Source organism: Zobellia alginiliquefaciens (assembly GCF_029323795.1).
Classification (GTDB): Bacteria; Bacteroidota; Bacteroidia; order Flavobacteriales; family Flavobacteriaceae; genus Zobellia; species Zobellia alginiliquefaciens.
The window spans coordinates 3,663,059-3,680,650 of the sequence record NZ_CP119758.1; the positions used below are offsets into that span (position 1 = coordinate 3,663,059).

Annotated in this window: 19 protein-coding genes; 4 read left to right on the plus strand and 15 right to left on the minus strand. The window is 36.6% G+C overall.

Annotation, left to right across the window (positions count from 1 at the left end; all coding sequences use genetic code 11):
* Positions 1–6: 6 nt before the first annotated feature.
* The 4 genes from P0077_RS15235 to trpB form a co-directional block, all read right to left on the minus strand.
* Positions 7–192, minus strand: a complete 186-nt coding sequence (locus P0077_RS15235; RefSeq protein WP_276166067.1) for a hypothetical protein — start codon at positions 190–192, stop codon at positions 7–9.
* A 114-nt stretch (positions 193–306) separates the two neighbouring features.
* Positions 307–747 (minus strand): hypothetical protein, encoded by a 441-nt coding sequence (locus tag P0077_RS15240; protein WP_276166068.1) that lies wholly within the window; start codon positions 745–747, stop codon positions 307–309.
* A gap of 10 nt (positions 748–757) precedes the next feature.
* A complete protein-coding gene (locus tag P0077_RS15245) occupies positions 758–1,258 on the minus strand; it encodes a hypothetical protein (RefSeq protein ID WP_276166069.1) in 501 nt (166 codons plus the stop codon).
* 156 nt (positions 1,259–1,414) lie between these two features.
* Positions 1,415–2,617, minus strand: coding sequence for a tryptophan synthase subunit beta (gene trpB / locus P0077_RS15250; RefSeq protein ID WP_276166070.1), 1,203 nt, complete (start codon positions 2,615–2,617; stop codon positions 1,415–1,417).
* A gap of 731 nt (positions 2,618–3,348) precedes the next feature.
* Between trpB and P0077_RS15255 the strand changes: the two genes are divergently transcribed.
* Positions 3,349–6,318: an Ig-like domain-containing protein gene (locus tag P0077_RS15255; protein ID WP_276166071.1), complete on the plus strand. Its 2,970-nt coding sequence runs from the start codon at positions 3,349–3,351 to the stop codon at positions 6,316–6,318.
* A 148-nt stretch (positions 6,319–6,466) separates the two neighbouring features.
* Here the strand turns inward: P0077_RS15255 and P0077_RS15260 are convergent, their stop codons facing one another.
* A complete protein-coding gene (locus P0077_RS15260; RefSeq protein WP_276166072.1) occupies positions 6,467–6,928 on the minus strand; it encodes a RidA family protein in 462 nt (153 codons plus the stop codon).
* 451 nt (positions 6,929–7,379) lie between these two features.
* Here P0077_RS15260 and P0077_RS15265 point away from each other — a divergent pair, with 451 nt between their 5' ends.
* Complete coding sequence (locus P0077_RS15265; RefSeq protein ID WP_276166073.1) at positions 7,380–7,892, plus strand: hypothetical protein; 513 nt, start codon at positions 7,380–7,382, stop codon at positions 7,890–7,892.
* Between the two features lie 2 nt (positions 7,893–7,894).
* Positions 7,895–8,536 (plus strand): hypothetical protein, encoded by a 642-nt coding sequence (locus tag P0077_RS15270; protein ID WP_276166074.1) that lies wholly within the window; start codon positions 7,895–7,897, stop codon positions 8,534–8,536.
* Between the two features lie 90 nt (positions 8,537–8,626).
* Here P0077_RS15270 and P0077_RS15275 read toward each other — a convergent pair whose 3' ends face one another.
* The 8 genes from P0077_RS15275 to P0077_RS15310 form a co-directional block, all read right to left on the minus strand.
* Positions 8,627–9,187, minus strand: coding sequence for a hypothetical protein (locus P0077_RS15275; protein ID WP_276166075.1), 561 nt, complete (start codon positions 9,185–9,187; stop codon positions 8,627–8,629).
* Between the two features lie 118 nt (positions 9,188–9,305).
* On the minus strand, positions 9,306–9,716 hold the full coding sequence (locus P0077_RS15280) for a hypothetical protein (RefSeq protein ID WP_276166076.1): 411 nt from the start codon (positions 9,714–9,716) through the stop codon (positions 9,306–9,308).
* Between the two features lie 381 nt (positions 9,717–10,097).
* Positions 10,098–10,571: a hypothetical protein gene (locus tag P0077_RS15285; RefSeq protein ID WP_276166077.1), complete on the minus strand. Its 474-nt coding sequence runs from the start codon at positions 10,569–10,571 to the stop codon at positions 10,098–10,100.
* Positions 10,572–10,893: 322 nt separating this feature from the next.
* Positions 10,894–11,271 (minus strand): outer membrane protein assembly factor BamE domain-containing protein, encoded by a 378-nt coding sequence (bamE, locus tag P0077_RS15290; RefSeq protein ID WP_276166078.1) that lies wholly within the window; start codon positions 11,269–11,271, stop codon positions 10,894–10,896.
* 113 nt (positions 11,272–11,384) lie between these two features.
* Positions 11,385–12,620 carry a DUF3644 domain-containing protein gene (locus P0077_RS15295; RefSeq protein ID WP_276166079.1) on the minus strand — a complete coding sequence of 412 codons (1,236 nt, stop codon included), beginning with the start codon at positions 12,618–12,620 and terminating at the stop codon, positions 11,385–11,387.
* A gap of 85 nt (positions 12,621–12,705) precedes the next feature.
* Positions 12,706–13,302, minus strand: a complete 597-nt coding sequence (locus P0077_RS15300) for a hypothetical protein (RefSeq protein ID WP_276166080.1) — start codon at positions 13,300–13,302, stop codon at positions 12,706–12,708.
* 1 nt (position 13,303) lies between these two features.
* The gene (locus P0077_RS15305; protein ID WP_276166081.1) at positions 13,304–14,113 is read right to left on the minus strand and encodes a hypothetical protein; all 810 of its coding nucleotides are present in this window, start codon (positions 14,111–14,113) and stop codon (positions 13,304–13,306) included.
* A gap of 396 nt (positions 14,114–14,509) precedes the next feature.
* On the minus strand, positions 14,510–15,034 hold the full coding sequence (locus P0077_RS15310; protein WP_276166082.1) for a DUF5004 domain-containing protein: 525 nt from the start codon (positions 15,032–15,034) through the stop codon (positions 14,510–14,512).
* Positions 15,035–15,253: 219 nt separating this feature from the next.
* Here P0077_RS15310 and P0077_RS15315 point away from each other — a divergent pair, with 219 nt between their 5' ends.
* The gene (locus P0077_RS15315) at positions 15,254–16,354 is read left to right on the plus strand and encodes an adenylate/guanylate cyclase domain-containing protein (protein ID WP_276166083.1); all 1,101 of its coding nucleotides are present in this window, start codon (positions 15,254–15,256) and stop codon (positions 16,352–16,354) included.
* Here P0077_RS15315 and P0077_RS15320 read toward each other — a convergent pair.
* On the minus strand, positions 16,351–17,010 hold the full coding sequence (locus P0077_RS15320; RefSeq protein WP_276166084.1) for a hypothetical protein: 660 nt from the start codon (positions 17,008–17,010) through the stop codon (positions 16,351–16,353). The two genes, P0077_RS15315 and P0077_RS15320, sit on opposite strands and share 4 nt — an antisense overlap.
* Positions 16,997–17,560: an RNA polymerase sigma factor gene (locus tag P0077_RS15325; protein WP_276166085.1), complete on the minus strand. Its 564-nt coding sequence runs from the start codon at positions 17,558–17,560 to the stop codon at positions 16,997–16,999. The genes P0077_RS15320 and P0077_RS15325 overlap by 14 nt, the downstream gene beginning before the upstream one ends.
* Positions 17,561–17,592: the final 32 nt, after the last annotated feature.

Sequence of the window (17,592 nt, forward strand, 5' to 3'; positions counted from 1 at the left end):
AAGCTATTAAACAGGATTTCGGTTCTTTTTAAATAAAGGCTCTAAAATTTTTACCAGGTACAATAGACCTATAACGGCCAAAATGCTTCCTTGGGCATAACTACCTTTTATAAAGTACAATGTAGCACCAATTAATCCGAAAAGAATGAAAAAATAGTCCGTGTAGGTGTTCCCTTTTAATAGTAGCTCCATGGTGTTCAGGTTTAAGATTAGAGGGTAATAAGATAACATATACTACTGTATGCTAGTAGTTTAAGGGGCGTTCTACTAAGTTAGTACAAAACTTTTAAATATAAAAAAGAATTTCTATTCTATTAAAATTTTATAGTTTCCGGTATTTTCATCTCGTTCGTACTCAGCATTTTCAATACTAAAATCCGTAGTAACTGTAGTAGAACAACAGTCGCTTTCTCTTGTTTCAAGGGTTGCAAATAAATTAAAAATGGATTCTGAACCAATTTTAAAATTGTAAGCAACACTTCCCGGTTCCGAGCCTGGATATAAATATATAAGGTTCACGCCATCTTCTTCTTCAAAGACAAATTCCACTTCTTCGCTCTGGTCTTCAAGGTTTGTTATGCTTATATCGCTTTCACTATAGGTACCATTGGTAAGCAAATTTTCACCGGAAACCTTGTCAACAAGTTCCAAATAAAAGACTGGTGGGCTAGTGACACAGGCAACACTACAGTCGTCGCAAGATACTATGGATAGAAGTAGAAATAGGCTTAGAATTAATTTTTTCATTGAAATACTTTTAGATTGATTTAGCAGCGCTTTGCACTATTTCATTTAGAATACTTATAATTTTATTTTTGATGTAATTTTTACCGATTACTAGAATACTGACTGTGAGAATTAAGCTTAGCGCTATATGTTCAATAGTTCTATCGACCTCTGAAATATAAAACCCCACGAGACAAAATATCAATCCAATACCGCTAGCCACAATAGCAAGGTGTTTCAGGTTGGTACTACTTTTAATCTCAATTTTATCGTTTGGCAGCTTAATGAGCTCAATGGTCCCTTGCCGTAAGGTTCTCATTCCCTCTAATTCATTTTGTCCTGAATGGGTAGTGAACCCAACCGGATAAATAAAACCAACGCTATTGATTTCCTCTTTTGTTTTAAAATTAAGCTTTTGAAGAAACCCGTTCGTAGCTGCAAGGAGTCTTTGGGAATCTATTTGCAAATTATTTAAAATAGCAACCTCTTGCCGTTGTGTAAGTGTTAGTGGGAAGTTGCTTCTAGTTTTCATGTTCTGCTGAATATGATAGAATACGAATCTGAAAATTACCTCACTAATATCGTAAAATATACGGACATGTGACTACATAAACGTGAGATATATCTTACCGAATGCTAAATTGAAAGTAGCACGGACTAAAGTATGGTTCCAGAAAAAAGCAGGATGTTATTCCTTAGGCAGACCGTAGGTGTCCACAACAAAATCAATGTCTTTATCACCTCGGCCACTTAAATTAACCAAAATCGATTTTTGAGGTTCTTTTTGAGCTAATTTCAATGCGTAAGCCACGGCATGCGCACTTTCCAATGCGGGAATAATACCTTCTAATCGACTTAATTCATAAAAGGCATCAATAGTATCCTTATCGTTGGCACTGTCGTAATTAACCTTGTCCATGTCCTTCAACATGCTGTGTTCTGGTCCTACACCAGGGTAATCAAGACCGCTGGCAACGGAGTGTACCGGTGCCGGCTCTCCTTTTTCATCTTGTAGGGTGTAGCATTTAAAACCGTGTATAATTCCCGGAGTTCCAAATTTCATGGTTGCCGCATGTTCGCCCAATTCAAAAGAACGTCCGGCTGGTTCTACACCATAAAGCTGACATTCCTCATCATCAAGAAATGCGGAAAATATGCCCATGGCATTACTTCCTCCGCCAACACAGGCCACAACATTATCCGGCAGCTCACCGGTCATGTCAAAAAACTGTTCGCGGGCTTCAATACCAACCACACGCTGAAAATCCCGTACCATCATAGGAAAGGGGTGAGGCCCCACTACAGACCCAATACAATAGATGCTATTAACAGGGTCTTTTAGATACGCTTCAAAAGCAGAATCAACCGCTTCTTTTAGAGTTTTTAAACCGTGGCTAACAGGAACAACGGTAGCTCCCAGAATTTTCATCCGGACCACATTAGGGTGTTCTTTTGCGATATCTACTTCCCCCATGTGTATTTCGCACTCCAGACCAAAATAGGCTGCAGCGGTCGCCAATGCTACCCCATGCTGACCCGCTCCCGTCTCCGCAATGAGTTTCTTCTTGCCTAAGTGTTTGGCAAGTAGCGCTTCACCCATACAATGGTTCAATTTATGCGCTCCGGTATGGTTTAGGTCTTCACGTTTTAGGTAGATACGTGCCCCATATTTTTCCGATAGGCGTGCACAATAGTACACAGGAGTAGGACGACCTTGATAATGTTTTCTTATGCTTCGTAATTCTTGAATAAAGTCATGAGATTTACTGATCTTATGATAGGCATCCGTTATTTTTTTCATTTCAACTTCTAGCACGGGGGGAATAAATGCTCCTCCATAGTCTTCAAAGAAACCTTTTTCGTCAGGGTATGTTTTAAAATGATTTTTCATGGGATGTCTTTTTTATTTACAGACTAAAGTAATGAAATTTATGTAATCGTCATATGTGGTGAAGTCTGTTTTTTAGGAGAGTTTTGCAGCATTGTAGGGTATACTTTTTGTAATCAATTTCGTAAGTGATTTATATACAGAAACTAAGGTCTATAACCTGAGGGTTTATAAAAAAATAGAAGGAAACGGACATATTACTTGGAAGGAGAGATGATTTTTTTAAGTCAATTAGAATAAGCTTAAAATTGGTATTTAAACCCTAAAACAATCCCACAATTACTTAACAAACAGTTATAGATTTTGTGGGGATTTTGATATGGAGTTATTTCTGTATTCTGAAAGTAAAGTAGAGAAGTAGCGAGTATTTTGCATATTGCGCGTACACTAAGCTGTAAGCTTTCACAACTCTTGAAACTTCAAAAATTATGGGCGCTCGTAACAATTACAATTCAGGTTGATTTGTACTTGATTAACTTTAGTCAAACCACAGTGCCCTTTACGTCGAAAAATACTTTATGTGGCAATAATGCTATAGTTTTTCTGTTTTAACTATCTCTTTTATAATTGAGTTTAATTTAAATATTTTTGATGCTGAAGGAGCTATGCTATTGCGTAAAAGTTAATTACTTCACCTTTAAGTTATCTATATTTAGAGGAACTAATGAGGTAAACTTTTGAACAAGAGCCTATAAGCTTATGTTTTTATTTAGATATTTGAGTCCCAAAACGGTATGATCAAGAGCTATAAATTTTTGATGTATTTTGTTATGATGTTGGCCATCCTTATCGCGTGTACGAAGGAGGTTAACCTTGTAACTGAAGTAGAGTTCGACCTATTGGGCGATAATACGGAGGAAGGATATGTTAAAGAATCTCTTCCAACGGTATTAACTGTTTCTCCAGAGGAAATTTTAGAGGGAATTACCTATAGTTTTAAATATACGGTAGAGGAAGGGGAAGGCTTTTTTGAGGATGATAACGGAGAACCCTTAGTACCGGGAGAAATGTATACTTTTGATGGGTTGTCCCGGAACCTGAATTATATTGGTTCTGAAGCCGGAGAGCATAAGATTCTCTTTCAAGCAGAAGATTCATATGGCTTTACCGAGGAACTTGAGTTAATGTATACTTTTGCAAATGTGCCTGTAACATGGACGGCCACCGCTGCCGACAAGGAACTTCTTGTGGGAGGGGGTACAATTATTACGGTGATCCTTGGTGATGAAGGAGCTGAATATACCTCGTACGATCGTAATTATAATATTACCATGGGTTCAGGGGAATGGACTAAGGAAGACGGCACGGGACTGGAAACTGATGCGTATGTTCAAATTGTTCCTGGTACTTATCGATATAACTTCGTAGCAAATGAACTGGGCAGGATAGTTCTTACGTTTGATCTTCAGGACGGTAACGGACAAGTGATTACAACAGAGGTGGTCCTTGAAGTAGTGGAGGAACTCTCATCCGGAGAGAATAACATTCTAACTTTTTCTCTACCTGAACAGATTGGTACGGCTATAATCGATTCTGATAACCACACTATATCTGTAACTGTTCCGGAAGGAAGTGACCGGAATATTGCTCCATCGGTACTGACGGTGTCAGAGGGCGCCACAGTCTCACCAGGAGTAGAAGAGCAGCAAGATTTTATGAGTCCGGTTGTCTATACGGTCACAGCAGAGAACGGTGATGATAAAGAGTGGACGGTAACAGTAACGGAGCAAGCTATTGCTATTGAAATAACTTCGTTTAGTATTAATGGAGTAGAAGGAAGTATTACGGACACGGAAATTATGGTAGAATTGCCAGCTGGCACAGATGTCACGGCATTGGTTCCTACCATAGAGTTTATTGGTGAATCGGTGAACCCAATGTCCGGTGTGGAACAGGATTTTAGTAATCCGGTTACGTATACGGTCATGGAAGGTAGTATGACTAAAGTATATTCGGTTACGGTCACTACGGTTGCAAATGAACCACCTACGGCTAATGACTTTACGGTTAATGTTATTACTAATTCTGTTAACAACAGTATTGATATGGAACCGCATATTGGTGATCCAGAAAATGATAATCTTACCGTAGGCATAGGGACAGGCCCTGCCAACGGTACAGCAACTATTTCAGGAACAGTTATCACTTATACTCCGGACAATGGTTTTTCGGGCGAGGATGAAATCACTTACACGGTCAATGACGGAAACAACCCTGCAGTAAGCGGAACGCTAACTATAGAGGTCAATGCGGCGGTAAACGAACCACCTACGGCCAACGATTTTACGGCAACGGTAGATGCTAACTCCAGTAATAATGCCATTGATGTGTCCGGTGAAATCAACGATCCAGAAAATGATAATCTTACCGTAGGTATAGGAACAGGCCCTGCCAACGGTACTGCAACTATTTCAGGAACGGTTATCACTTATACTCCGGACAATGGTTTTTCCGGAGACGATGAAATCATCTATACGGTCAATGACGGAAACAACCCTGCAGTAAGCGGAACGCTAACTATAGAGGTCAATGCGGCGGTAAACGAACCACCTACGGCCAACGATTTTACGGCTACGGTAGATGCTAACTCCAGTAATAATGCCATTGAACTGTCCGGTGAAATTAACGATCCTGAAAATGAGAATCTCATCGTGGACATAGGAAGCGGACCTTTTAATGGCAATGCAACCATCTCCGGAACGATTATCAGCTATACCCCAAACAACGGTTTTTCCGGTAATGACATAATCAACTACACGGTCAATGACGGAAGCAACCCTGCAGTAAGCGGAACGCTAACCATACAAGTCAATGCGGTGCCGAACGAACCGCCTAGGGCCAATGATTTTACGGTTACGGTAAATGGTAACTCTAGCAACAATGCCATTGAACTGTCCGGTGAAATCAATGATCCTGAGAATGACAACCTTGCGGTGGGTATAGGAACTGGCCCTACGAACGGTAATGCCACCATCTCCGGAACAATCATCAGTTATACTCCGAACAATGGTTTTTCCGGCGAGGATGAAATCACTTACACGGTAAATGATGGAAATAACCCTGAAGTAAGTGCAACCCTAACGATAACCGTAATGAATATTGATCCGGATGCGGTAGCTTCGGGCCCTAGTAGTGCTGCGCCTAATTCTGTGGTATTATTTGCAGGGAACGGCTCTTCGGACCCTAACGGAGACACGTTAACCTATTCATGGGATTTTGGTGATGGTAATACTTCAACTCAAATGAATCCATCTCATACCTATACAAATACCGGTGATTACGATGTAGAACTAACGGTTAACGACGGTAATGGGGGAAGTGATTCAGTGACAATTAGCATAACAATAGAAACCCCAACAACATTTGACCCTGTCACAGGTAGGTATACGGCTCCGTCAGGCACTCAAATAAATGTGAAACTTGAATCGATTGGTACGGGCAAAGGTAATGCCACATTAAGAGCGCATACGGGTAGTAATCAGACGGGAACCTCTCTTCTTTTTTTACAAACTACTTGGGACGAACCGGTTAATTCATCATTTATAGATGAAGACAATGGTAGTTTTACAATGCCTCCTAGCGGAGAGGTTTATTTTTATGGAAGACATTTTTCTATTATTCCTCAGGCGGATAGCTTTGTTTCTATAGATGACGGATCATCCATGAAATCACATACTATGACCGAGAATAGTGAGATACAATAGTATGTGTTTTTTTATTGAAAAACATCAAAACTATACTATAAGTACTTCCCTTTTATAAATAGGATTTTAGACGGATTTTCCAGGACTGGTTTGATACTGAAAACTGGTGTAACGTTAGTGCCAGCGGAATCCATTATTACAAGCAATTTCACCCCGTAAGTATGGTAAACGTAGCGGTTAACCCTACACTAAAATTCCTTGGTAATCGTTCTACGCCGAAAATAGCCCTGGAATGTTTTCCTTTTTCTTCCAACACGTTTACAAATAAATCCGATGCTCCATTTACTACAATGGGAGAGTCGTCCCAATGTTCACCAGCCTGAAAATAGGCATCCATATGGTTCAGGCCAACAATTTTATCAAAACCGATTTTATGGTCTACTTGTGCCAAGACATTTAAGGCACACAATTCCATTGCCTTATATCCCTGTTCTGTGGTAATCTCATTTCCTAGCCTTCCTTGATACAGGTATTCTTCATTGTGTATAGGAAATTGAATTGCTGTATAGGCTATGTTTTCTCGAATGTTGACCGAAACGTAGCTTCCTCCTGGCGTTGATACCTCAGGGAGTTCAAGGTTCAGCTTTTTTAGATTTTCTTTTGGGTTCATGTTTTAAAATTACTTAAAACGTCTGGCTTGTGAAAAGTGGCACCAACAAATAAGCGTTAACTTTTTGGATAATATACAACATCTTGGACAAGCCTGTATTAGCTGTTTTATTGTAGCTAGCAGGGTGTAAGGACTAGGCAATTGTTTTATTTGACTTCTGTCATATTCAAAGTAAAACCACTAATGTGCCAATAAGATGATAATTGATAGAACGTTAATAGCAAAATTAAATGTAATATCAGAATTTTAATCTCCAAATAAGTAGCTCTTTTCTTTAAAGCAGTTTAAATTAATTTTGTATATATGATACGAAATCTACCTCTTTTAGTCTTCTAAACACATTTTAGTAAACTGAAATAAGTATATTGGTCAAGACTAACCGCTATTCAGGTATTTGCTCCACTATTGCAAGCAAGCTTAGAATTCAAGGACTTTTTCAAACTATATAAACATGAGAGCCGTTACCGTTCGAGTTACCAATCTAACATTAGGAAATGCACACATAACAAGTTATCCTTATAGACCAAACAGACCTTCTATTTTATATAGAGTCCCTCTATACCGTGTTAGCATTGAGGGTAAGACCTCCGGAAATAATTCGGTAATCGAAGATTTTGAAGCTATACGTTTTGGAGTGCAGAGAACAACTACGGAAGGACCTAGTATTGTGGGATTAGCCGACGCTCAAACACATAACCTAACATGGGATTATATAAGTACAATGGACGATGATGCATGGAGAGTATATGATGGGTTTTTTATTCATCAAGGTCCCAGTAATCCTATTTCCGGTGGTTATGGTTCAATTGGGTGCATAGAAATTTGTGGTGGTGGTGAATGGGACCGATTTAATGATACAATTAAGAATCTGACAGGACAGAATAGCTTAACTCAGATAAGCAATAGTCAATTGTTGACGGCTGAGTATGAAAGCGCCACACGCCCTCCTTTAATACTTGTGTAAAGATGAAACGGATATATATTACTTTATTTAGTGTTCTCACTTTTTGTAGTTGTAAGAGCGCTAACAACAAAACCAAATTGATACCTGAGCAATTAACTGTACAAAGTGATAGTGTTTCAGAAACACCCATTAAGGTGTTCAATGTGCTATTTGATAGCGTTCAGACAGACGCTGTAGAACAATTAACACTGCTTAATGAAAGCTTAAGCAGTTTGTACAAAGATGCTGAAGCTGTAGAGGATGAAGAATATGTAACACGAAGATTAAACAATTACAAAGCCAAAAGATTTGCGGGAACCTTGGCCCAAGATTTTGATAATAGTGATTTTACAAAGGCAACCCGATTAAACGTTTCTTTTTTAACCAAAAAAGAAGAAAACCCAAAGGGAAGCATTAAGGTGGAAGAATGGTTTTTTAAAGAAGAGAACACCGCTAAATCTTGTTTTCAGAGTTTACAAAATTATAGGGAACGAGAAATACATTTTAAATTCATTAGTTGGATATGGGTACAACAAAACAATAAATTATTCCTCATATTTTCTACGGACTTTGTGGTGGATTCTGAACCTATGCAAACCATAAAACAACACTTAATTGGTATGTTGAAAAAGCAGGGGGAATATAATAGTATAGAAATGGATTGAGTTGCTATTAGGAATCAATGTCCGGTACTGCTTTTTTAATTGGATGTAAGTCTAATTTGTAACACGGGTTCGTTAGGAAACATTAGTTTCTTACTTGTTTGGAACATCACAGTTTTCCTCAAGTTCTATTTTAAGATCATTTTCAAATCGGCTGAAATCTAAACTATCACTAAGGTTATACTGCCCATAAATACTGATTAAATATTTTTCGATACTGTTTTTTCTAATTCTGTCAACGATTTGCCCTGATAATTCTGGTTCATTTCTTGCCTGGGTACAAATGTCATCAGCCACTTTTTCGATAATATTTTCGGAATTGTTTCGCAGTGTTCTAAACAGGGAATCAATTCTAGCAAATTCTGGACAATTGGCTTTTAGTCCTTCGGTTAATATGTAAGAGGTATTCTTTTCTATTATTTCAGGGCTTTTTTTAGGATTGTCATTCGCGAAGTTTTCTAAAATTTTCTTGACTTTTTCAGGATGATTTGAGGTTGATTTTTTTAAACAGTCTTTGGTTTGATAGGCTAGGGTACTTTCATTGGATTTGTCCTTTATTTGATTGATACAATCACAGGTAAATTCGTAAAAATTATTTTGGGCGGATGTTGTTTGAACTGTAAATAATACTATTACAATTAAAATGTTTTTCATTCTTATAACTTTTAGAAAGGTGTTTTTAGTAACAAATAATTACTAATTGAATGAATAAAAATAGTAATTCTAAGTCTAATACTCCTGTAGAGCTAGAAGCTTGCTTATATGATACTAGTTAGTTGTACTCAATCATTTTCCAAGTATTTAAAGCCCATTCCAAATCATTTTCATTGTCAAAATAAAAAAAGGCATTCAATACTTCATTATCAACAATACAAAAGCCACAAATTAAGTTATATTCTATATCTTTTTGTTGGCTATATTCTTTTATGTGATAACCAACTTTAATTCGGTTTCCTTGATCAAGTTGATACTTCTTCAGTATCTCATTCTTAGCATTTCTATTGCTGATTTCTTCTTTTTTCTCCTTCAAAATTTCTTCTTTGGATTTACCATCGTAGCTCCAAATATCTAAACGTAGTGTTTTGTCGTTAGTGGTAAACATGATACCATCTTCATCTTTATTTTTAATAAAGAGATTATTAATTGAAAGTTTCCAATTTTCGGTTAATTGATTATCAACCATAAAATCGTCTTCTAACGGATAGTCAAAGACTTCATTCCAATCTTTATTAGGTTCTCTTTCCCATACTGTTCCAACACCTTTGTATTGTAGCCTTACCCTTTTTAGGGAAGGCTACATTTTTAGGGAAGGCTACAGGTTACTCTACCAATCGTCATTTTTCTATTTGCGTTTAAAGAGGTTTCATTACGCCAATTAGAATAATATCCAATGAGTATAACAGCAATAATGATTGAAAAAATGATTAAACCTTTTTTCTCCTTTAGTTTCTGCAAAAGTCGATTTTCTTTAAAGTTAAAAGGCTTCTATTTAGAGTTGTAAATCTATTTTATGACAAGAAACTCTTCTTTTAGCTTCTTAAACCTACAGTTCTGTTGTGCAATGTTACAGTAGCCTAAATTTCATTTGATTCATTATTCTCCAATTTCCACGGATATTCATGGACTTTTTTATGATTAAAAGAAATTCTATAGAACCACTAGAACATTCTAGAGTAATATCTCCTCGCTCAACAAGTATGTTCCGGTATGGATTAACATTATAACGGACTCCCGTTAAAGCTATATTTTCCCATTCCACACCAAAAGAGTTTCCTTTTTTAATTAATTGTCTAAAATTTTTAATTAGCTCCACTTTAAAATTAGCTAATACAGAATCTGTTTCAGGAATGGTTTCCTGCGGTTGTGCTTCTTTAATTAGCGGAACAAGGTGTTCAATATCTTTTTTGGTAGGCAGGCACTTTAAAATTTTCTTTTCGTTGTTCTTTTTAAAGGCTTTGAATACAGTGGTTACTATCTTGTTGTTTTCTAAATTCTTTTGTGCAAAAATAGGGTTGTAGGCTATTAGAAAAACTATCAATAATACATTGTAGAAGTGGGTAGGTAGCGGTTGCGTTTTCAATTAGGGACAAGTTGTTTGTGAAAAACAAAGATAGAGGAAAAGATGTAAACCCATTATTTATGTACCATACGGAGTATTGGCCAAAAAACCTTAATTAGGCTATATTTAGAGGTGCAAATCTGTATTAGAATTAACTATAAATATGTAAAACTTATTTCAGGAGCAGACATAGTGTAGAGCACTTGTTGCAAACGAGCGCCAGCGGGGGGTTTAGTGTAGCTAGACAATTGGTCTTCCGTAAATTTTGCCATACAATTAGATAATAATTTCTTTGTTTAATTTACCTCATTCTTATTTCTAACACTTGACTTGGCTCTCGATAATTTCCCATTTTAATAAATTTCTCACAAGAACCTGTCGCTCCTCTAGCATCTGCTAATGTCACTGTGTAATTTAATTTTTCAATTAGGTTACCTTCATAAAAGAAAAGTGCTATAAACTCGTCAGATCCCATACCTGTCTTGCAATAATGCCATTCTTCCACATTTTTTGAAAAATCACTTTTAGCTGGTTGACCCATGATTTTTTCTACTTCTGCCTTTGACATTCCTGGACTCAGTTGATATGATGTAGATAGATTTTGTTTAAGGTGCTTTTTGTTAATACCACAAGAGGATAAAAATATAGTTAGGATTAAAAGTGGTAGATATTTTTGCATAGGTTAGAGTGGTTTTGCAGGAACTTACTTATTTGTCAATTAATGTGTTATTATTGTGAAATGAGAATTTTGGTATCTATATTTTAGATATGAATTACTCAAACTTTTAAACATTATTTTTTGGTATAGTGCCGGTCAATTTCACGTATAATATTGGGGTTGTACCATTCTTGTTTTGTACCTGTTTTTGTCTTAGCATTCAGGTAGCGTACTCTACAAAATTTAGGATTTTGTTTGAGTGTTTTTAAAAGGCTCCAAAATACAGGGTTAACTTTAAAATCGAGGTATCTTTTTTTTAATGCAGGTACTAGGTGCTCTTTGCAACCCCAAATATAAGTCTTGGTAAAAGCATCCTCCTCATCCACTACAACAGATATAGCATCTGGATCATCTGGGTTGATTTGCATTTTACTTTTAACGAATTTTGTTTCCAATCTCAGGCTAATACTATGTTGTGATATCGGGTCATGAGGAAAGCTATTTTCCTTTTTACCAATATATCTAAGTAAATTTTGATTTTGAATACTATCCTTATTCACGGAATAACTTTTAAGTTCGTGTGGATGAAAAAAGGACATTGGCATTACATAAAAGTTGTATTTACTTAAATCTTTTTGAAACCATTCTTTACACATTTCTAAATAACTTAAAAGACTTGCAGTACCAACTTCCAGAAGTTTTGTGTTTAAAATTGGACTTTCATTCCGAAAATGAATTGCGTTGTCTCTAAGTTCGACAAGAATAGAGAGGTTGGCTCTTAATGTTTCATCCAGATTGATTAAACTTAATGCTCTGCCAATAGTTATGGTTCTATAATTCCCTGATTTAGACTTAATGAAAACTCCGGCATTTTCTTTATGAGCAATATATAGTGATTCTATTTTTTCATCGTTATCTTTTAAAATTTTTGCTTTTAATAAAACCTCCCAAGCATTTACTAACAGAATAGAAAAAGTTTCTTCACGATAACCAAAATCGGGTTTATTATATATTTCAATAGCCGCCAAGGCGGCTTGCACACTTTTATCAAGTAGTGTATTTGATAATTTTAAGGTAGAATTTGCGGTTGAATGTTTAACGGGGTTTGCATGCCTATATTTAGAGCTAACTCTTAGGGCATAATCATTTATGCTAATTCCAATAGTGTTTTGAGCTTTGAATAGACCATTGCTTTTTTTTACTATGAACTCTCCAAATTCATTGCGACTCAATTTTGCACGCAGGGAAGCACCTAAAGGGTAAGTGGAGGCATTTGCAAGCTCAAGGTCAGTGAATTCTATATCCTCTTTTTCCATTTCCTGTAGAAATTGAAGAGTTAGTTTTTGTTTCTCGTTATATTTAACTGCCATGTTTAATGTATTCGTTAAATTTTATAAATTACGCTATGAATTATTTATATGTTTTTCTCTGCAATTCTTTGTTTTAGTGCGTTTTTTATTTAATCGGGAATCCAAAAGTATTAGCAATTTCATCATCATTATCCAGCTTGTCTTTTCTGCGTTCAAGACGAGCCTTAATAGATGGTTCTAATTTTAAGTTAAAATCAGTAATATCTTGCGCTAGGAATTCTAAATACTTTTTAATAGTTCCCAAATTATTATCGAAATCTACTTTTATTCGTGTGGCATCTTGTCCAACAGGAACTTCATAAACAACTTTTAGTTCATCAGATTCTATGATTCCATAGGGTAGAACAGATGTAAAAGATGAAGGAAAAATTCCAAACATCGTTGAATCTCCTGTAAATGGTATTATTAAAGTATATTTAGTTCCATCTACCGATGTATTTCTTCCATAACTTTCTCTCCTAGAATGCCTTATTTTAGTGTCTGATGGTTTGTTTTGATAAATAGCTTCCTCTTTAATTTCGGGAAGCTCAATTTTAAATTCTTCTACTAATTGCTCTGTAAGATTTTCAATTGTGTTGTTGTCAAATTTAGACTTGTCATAATTATTGATTCGATTTTCTATCGCTTTCGCTAATGAATTTGCTAAATCATAAAATTTTATGTTTTTGAAAAGGTGTTTCATATTATTCAATTTTTGTTACAACTTCTTCCATTGTATAGTGGACGAAGCTTTGTCCTAGTTCAGTTAATTCATAAGGCTCTAAATTATCAAAAGCTGACTTCAAAGTTGAAGATTTAGAACGTCTAGTAGATTTTTTTATAAAATTACCAGCGTAATCTGTAGCTCGTTCTTGTCTTATAATTCCATCCATACTTAAGTCTCTAATCAGACGCTTAAATAAGTCTGCTTCTAAAGAGTTTTCTGCAGGAAGAGTGCCATTTAAGTTGTCCCAAATTTGACCTCTTGTTATTCCACGATTTTTGTAGATTTCTCTTATTACCATAAAATGTGTTTCGTGATATCTAGAAATCCACTCTATAAAAAGTTGGATTAAGTCATCTGTTGATAGATTTATCGCACTAGCATTTGTCAGTAATTTTCTTAAATATTCTTTCTTTTCAAATGTTTCAGCGTTATCCCATTCTTTAAACCCTTTTCTGACTAAAGCTAAATATTCTTCGCTTTCCATTCTTTCTTGAACTTCTTCTCCAGCGTTGTCTAAAGTTTCTTGAATTTGGTAAATCGTATAATACAATTCTTCGATTTTCCTATGATGTTCTTCTAGCCAAATTCTTTGCAAGTCATTAATTTTTCCTTGTTCTTTTTCTGCGTGTAGAGCCGAACTTGCAGCAATTACACCGCCAACCCAAGGAATACTGCTCAAAGCTGAAACCACAAATCGTCCAGTTCGATTTTTCTTTCCTTTTCCATCTATTTTAGAAAGTTCGTTTTTAACTTTCTCTATTGCTTCTACTTTAGTTAGTTTGTTCATTACTCGAATATTTCTTCAAATGCACTACAATATCGTATAAAGCAACTACTCACTCTATATCTTTAATTTTTATGTGAAAACACGCAGGTTGCTTTATCCACAAATGAGTTTCTCCTATAGATTCACTCCTTAAATATCACACTAAAAATCAAAATATGTTTACAGAAATCCGTAAGTAGCGTGTAAGAATTACACTATTCGTTTAAGTGTAGAAATTTATCGTCAAAAGGTGGGTTCTGGAACGGTTTTTATAAATCGAATTTTTCTTAAGCCTTCTAACAAAAGAAGTTATGAAGAGTAGGGAACAAAAAAATGCCACTTTAGAGCGCGTTCGTTCTAAAGTGGCAAATGGGCCTCCGTACCAAAGATTAGGAGGCGCAGATAGCATATAACCGGTTATAACTCGGTAAGCGTATAGGTAAAGGTTACGTTGGCCTGTATGGTTTTACCTTCGGCATCCGCAATATTAAAAGTTTCCGTAAAAGAGAAAGCGGTAGCATCATCTTTAAAGTTCAACGGAATATTGCTCACGCTACAAGAGCCGGTTAAAGACAATAGGTCTTCCGTAAGTTGCCAGGTACCGCCAAGGGTAACCTCGTTATCGCAATTTTCGGCATTTTGGCTTTGTAGGTATAGATAGGTACGGTTGGCGCCAAAGGAATACCTGGCATCCTTTTGGCAATCTTCGTACTGTGCAAAAAGGTCCATAGAGGGGTTGTCCGTTTGGTCATTGGTCAGGTCTACTTCGGTATCGGCCGTCATAGCGGTCAGCACCCAATCACCAGGCAGTTTTTCTTCATTTGTGGTCAAAGCGCCGGTAAAATCCTCAGGGCAGTCAATACTATTATCCGTAGAATCACAGGCTAAAAACAATCCGTTGCAAAGAACAGCGGTCAATACAAAAATAAGTTTTCTTCTCATTTCAATAGTTTAGATTATAGGTTTAATAGCTAGATGTAAAGGAGTTAAAAAGGTTGCGAAGAGAGGTGTTAAAAGTGGCATGCCACCACCGCATAGGGTTGGTGGGAATTTAAAAGAAGATGCAAACAAGGTTTTTATCTTTCTAAGTAGTAGGTTTATATAGTTTTAAAAAAAGAACTTTACTTTAGTAGTTGAGACTTATGATTTAACGTACCTGCCATGAAAACGGGCCTATCACCTAAAACAAGACGGAATATTAGCCGCATCATTCCTTTTGGTGTCATTTGGCTCCTTGTGGGGTGGATAATTCTGTTTACCCAAGAAGTGGCAAGCGGTAGTCAGACATCTAACCCCAATGCTACCATTCACCTTACTTTAGAGGTGTTTGTGTTTGCCAGTATTTCCGTGCTATTATTGGGTTTGTTGGTGGGGTTTATAGAAATTTTCTGGTTGAAAAATATTTTTAACAATCGGAGTTTGGCCAAGGAAATTGCTTCTAAAATGGGATTCTATATCCTCTTTTTTTTGGGGGTAATGATAGTGCTCTATCCTATAGCGGCCAGTATTGAGTTGGACGTTTCCCCACTGGATTCAATGGTTTGGGAAAAGTTTACCGAATGGCTTACGGGAATGGATTTTATAAGCACCTTGGTTACTTTGGGGTTCAGCTTGTTTCTTTCGCTCTTCTATTCGGAAATCAGTGAGAACCTTGGCTATGGCGTACTGACCAATTTTTTCACCGGAAAATACCATATACCGGTGGAGGAAAAACGCATTTTTATGTTTTTGGATATGAAGTCTTCCACAACCATAGCAGAAAATCTGGGACACATTTCCTATTTTGAATTGCTTAAAACCTACTACTCGGATTTCTCGGATGCCATTATAAATAACTACGGAGAGGTCTACCAATACATTGGCGATGAGATTGTAATTTCTTGGACCTACGAAAACGGAATAAAGAACAACCATTGCATCAACTGCTTTTTTGCCATGAAAGACAGCCTAGCAAAAAAAGCGGAAGCCTACCAAACTAAATTTGGAGTGGCTCCCACTTTTAAAGCAGGTCTGCATTATGGAAAGGTAACTACCGGAGAAATTGGGGCACTCAAAAAAGAGATTATTTTTACCGGAGATGTGCTTAATACTACGGCACGTATTCAAGGGTTGTGCAATAGTTACCAAGTAGATTTTATTGTTTCTCAAGAGCTGGTCAGCCAACTAAACCTAAAATACGACTTTGTAACTACGGCTTTGGGCACGACCCAATTACGGGGTAAAGAAGAAACCGTAGAACTGGTGACGATTGCCCGTGCCTAGTTCTCAAATTCCTCAATTTGTTTTAATGATGTTAGGGCCTGTTGCGTTTTGGTTCCTGTAACCCAAGAGATGATGGTTCGCACCCATTTTAGGTGTAAGTTTTTAAAACTCAGTTTGTTCAAAAACCATAGTAAAGGAAAAATCAATACTCCGTTAATAATCAGGTACCGCTGTACAAAGTCCGGGTCTAAATGTACATAGAGGTCCGTATCTAGAAAAACATCAATAGCCACCAGGGAATACGCCCACCAGACCGGCCCCGAGAGAAAAAGAAGCTTTACGAACAAGAGCACATGAGCATTGACCCTTTCTATTTTTTTCCGAATTTCAACAACAGGTTTTGAGTAATCTATTTGATTTAAAAGCGTTACTTGGCCTATACTGCCAATAAGGGCTATAAGGGTAAATACAAAAAGAATACCACCGCTAACGGCTAAATGAGTGCTGAACCAATGGTTTGCAATGTACGAGCCTAAAAACAGTAATAGGGCAGAAAATGTGACTACTTCTATGCTTCTAAAAATTAATACGGTTTGGGTCTTTTTCTTTGTTTTTTGCAAGTTTATTTTTTGAATTGAGGCGCTATTTAAGCTTAATATACGGTCTAGTTTTGCGTCGTAAGCAGATAGGATTTCATTGAGTTCATTCGGTTTCATAATTCAGATTTTTTAAAAATTCGTTTTTTAATTTAAGTTTTATGCGACCTATTTTTGTCGCTACGTTTGTTTTGCTAATCCCTAGTATTTCGGCAATTTCACTATGGCTTTTCTCTTCTAGGTATAGCAGCATTAAGGCTTTGTTCAGCTCATTCAACGATTGAATAAAATGCTGTAACATTTCAACCTTTTTGTTCATTTGCTCCCGGTGCTCCGTTTCTTCTGTCCTAAGATGAAAAATAGTGGCGTTGTCAAAAGAGTCCGTTTTAGTGTGCCACTTCTTCTCTTTTCTATAGTAGGAGATGGCCGTATTCAGTGCAATGCGATACATCCAGGTGCTATATTTAAATTCCGGATTGTATTTGTCAAAGGCGTCCCACAATTGAATAATAATTTCTTGTTCAAGGTCTTTTCGGTCCGCTGGGTTGGCACAATACGAGTTCACAATTTTATAGATGATTTTTTTGTGCTCATCTATTAAACCTATGAATCGCTCTTTTTTAGTCGTCTGCATCTTGGTTCTTAAATGATTGTCTTGTGCTTTCCACATTCATAGGTAAATAGCTACTACAAAATATGGGT

What these genes read in the sequence shown, in the direction of transcription:
- P0077_RS15235 (WP_276166067.1), bottom strand. Translation starts at nt 192, where the DNA reads ATGGAGCTACTATTAAAAGGGAACACCTACACGGACTATTTTTTCATT.
- P0077_RS15240 (WP_276166068.1), bottom strand. Translation starts at nt 747, where the DNA reads ATGAAAAAATTAATTCTAAGCCTATTTCTACTTCTATCCATAGTATCT.
- P0077_RS15245 (WP_276166069.1), bottom strand. Translation starts at nt 1,258, where the DNA reads ATGAAAACTAGAAGCAACTTCCCACTAACACTTACACAACGGCAAGAG.
- trpB (WP_276166070.1), bottom strand. Translation starts at nt 2,617, where the DNA reads ATGAAAAATCATTTTAAAACATACCCTGACGAAAAAGGTTTCTTTGAA.
- P0077_RS15255 (WP_276166071.1), top strand. Translation starts at nt 3,349, where the DNA reads ATGATCAAGAGCTATAAATTTTTGATGTATTTTGTTATGATGTTGGCC.
- P0077_RS15260 (WP_276166072.1), bottom strand. Translation starts at nt 6,928, where the DNA reads ATGAACCCAAAAGAAAATCTAAAAAAGCTGAACCTTGAACTCCCTGAG.
- P0077_RS15265 (WP_276166073.1), top strand. Translation starts at nt 7,380, where the DNA reads ATGAGAGCCGTTACCGTTCGAGTTACCAATCTAACATTAGGAAATGCA.
- P0077_RS15270 (WP_276166074.1), top strand. Translation starts at nt 7,895, where the DNA reads ATGAAACGGATATATATTACTTTATTTAGTGTTCTCACTTTTTGTAGT.
- P0077_RS15275 (WP_276166075.1), bottom strand. Translation starts at nt 9,187, where the DNA reads ATGAAAAACATTTTAATTGTAATAGTATTATTTACAGTTCAAACAACA.
- P0077_RS15280 (WP_276166076.1), bottom strand. Translation starts at nt 9,716, where the DNA reads ATGGTTGATAATCAATTAACCGAAAATTGGAAACTTTCAATTAATAAT.
- bamE (WP_276166078.1), bottom strand. Translation starts at nt 11,271, where the DNA reads ATGCAAAAATATCTACCACTTTTAATCCTAACTATATTTTTATCCTCT.
- P0077_RS15295 (WP_276166079.1), bottom strand. Translation starts at nt 12,620, where the DNA reads ATGGCAGTTAAATATAACGAGAAACAAAAACTAACTCTTCAATTTCTA.
- P0077_RS15300 (WP_276166080.1), bottom strand. Translation starts at nt 13,302, where the DNA reads ATGAAACACCTTTTCAAAAACATAAAATTTTATGATTTAGCAAATTCA.
- P0077_RS15305 (WP_276166081.1), bottom strand. Translation starts at nt 14,113, where the DNA reads ATGAACAAACTAACTAAAGTAGAAGCAATAGAGAAAGTTAAAAACGAA.
- P0077_RS15310 (WP_276166082.1), bottom strand. Translation starts at nt 15,034, where the DNA reads ATGAGAAGAAAACTTATTTTTGTATTGACCGCTGTTCTTTGCAACGGA.
- P0077_RS15315 (WP_276166083.1), top strand. Translation starts at nt 15,254, where the DNA reads ATGAAAACGGGCCTATCACCTAAAACAAGACGGAATATTAGCCGCATC.
- P0077_RS15320 (WP_276166084.1), bottom strand. Translation starts at nt 17,010, where the DNA reads ATGAAACCGAATGAACTCAATGAAATCCTATCTGCTTACGACGCAAAA.
- P0077_RS15325 (WP_276166085.1), bottom strand. Translation starts at nt 17,560, where the DNA reads ATGTGGAAAGCACAAGACAATCATTTAAGAACCAAGATGCAGACGACT.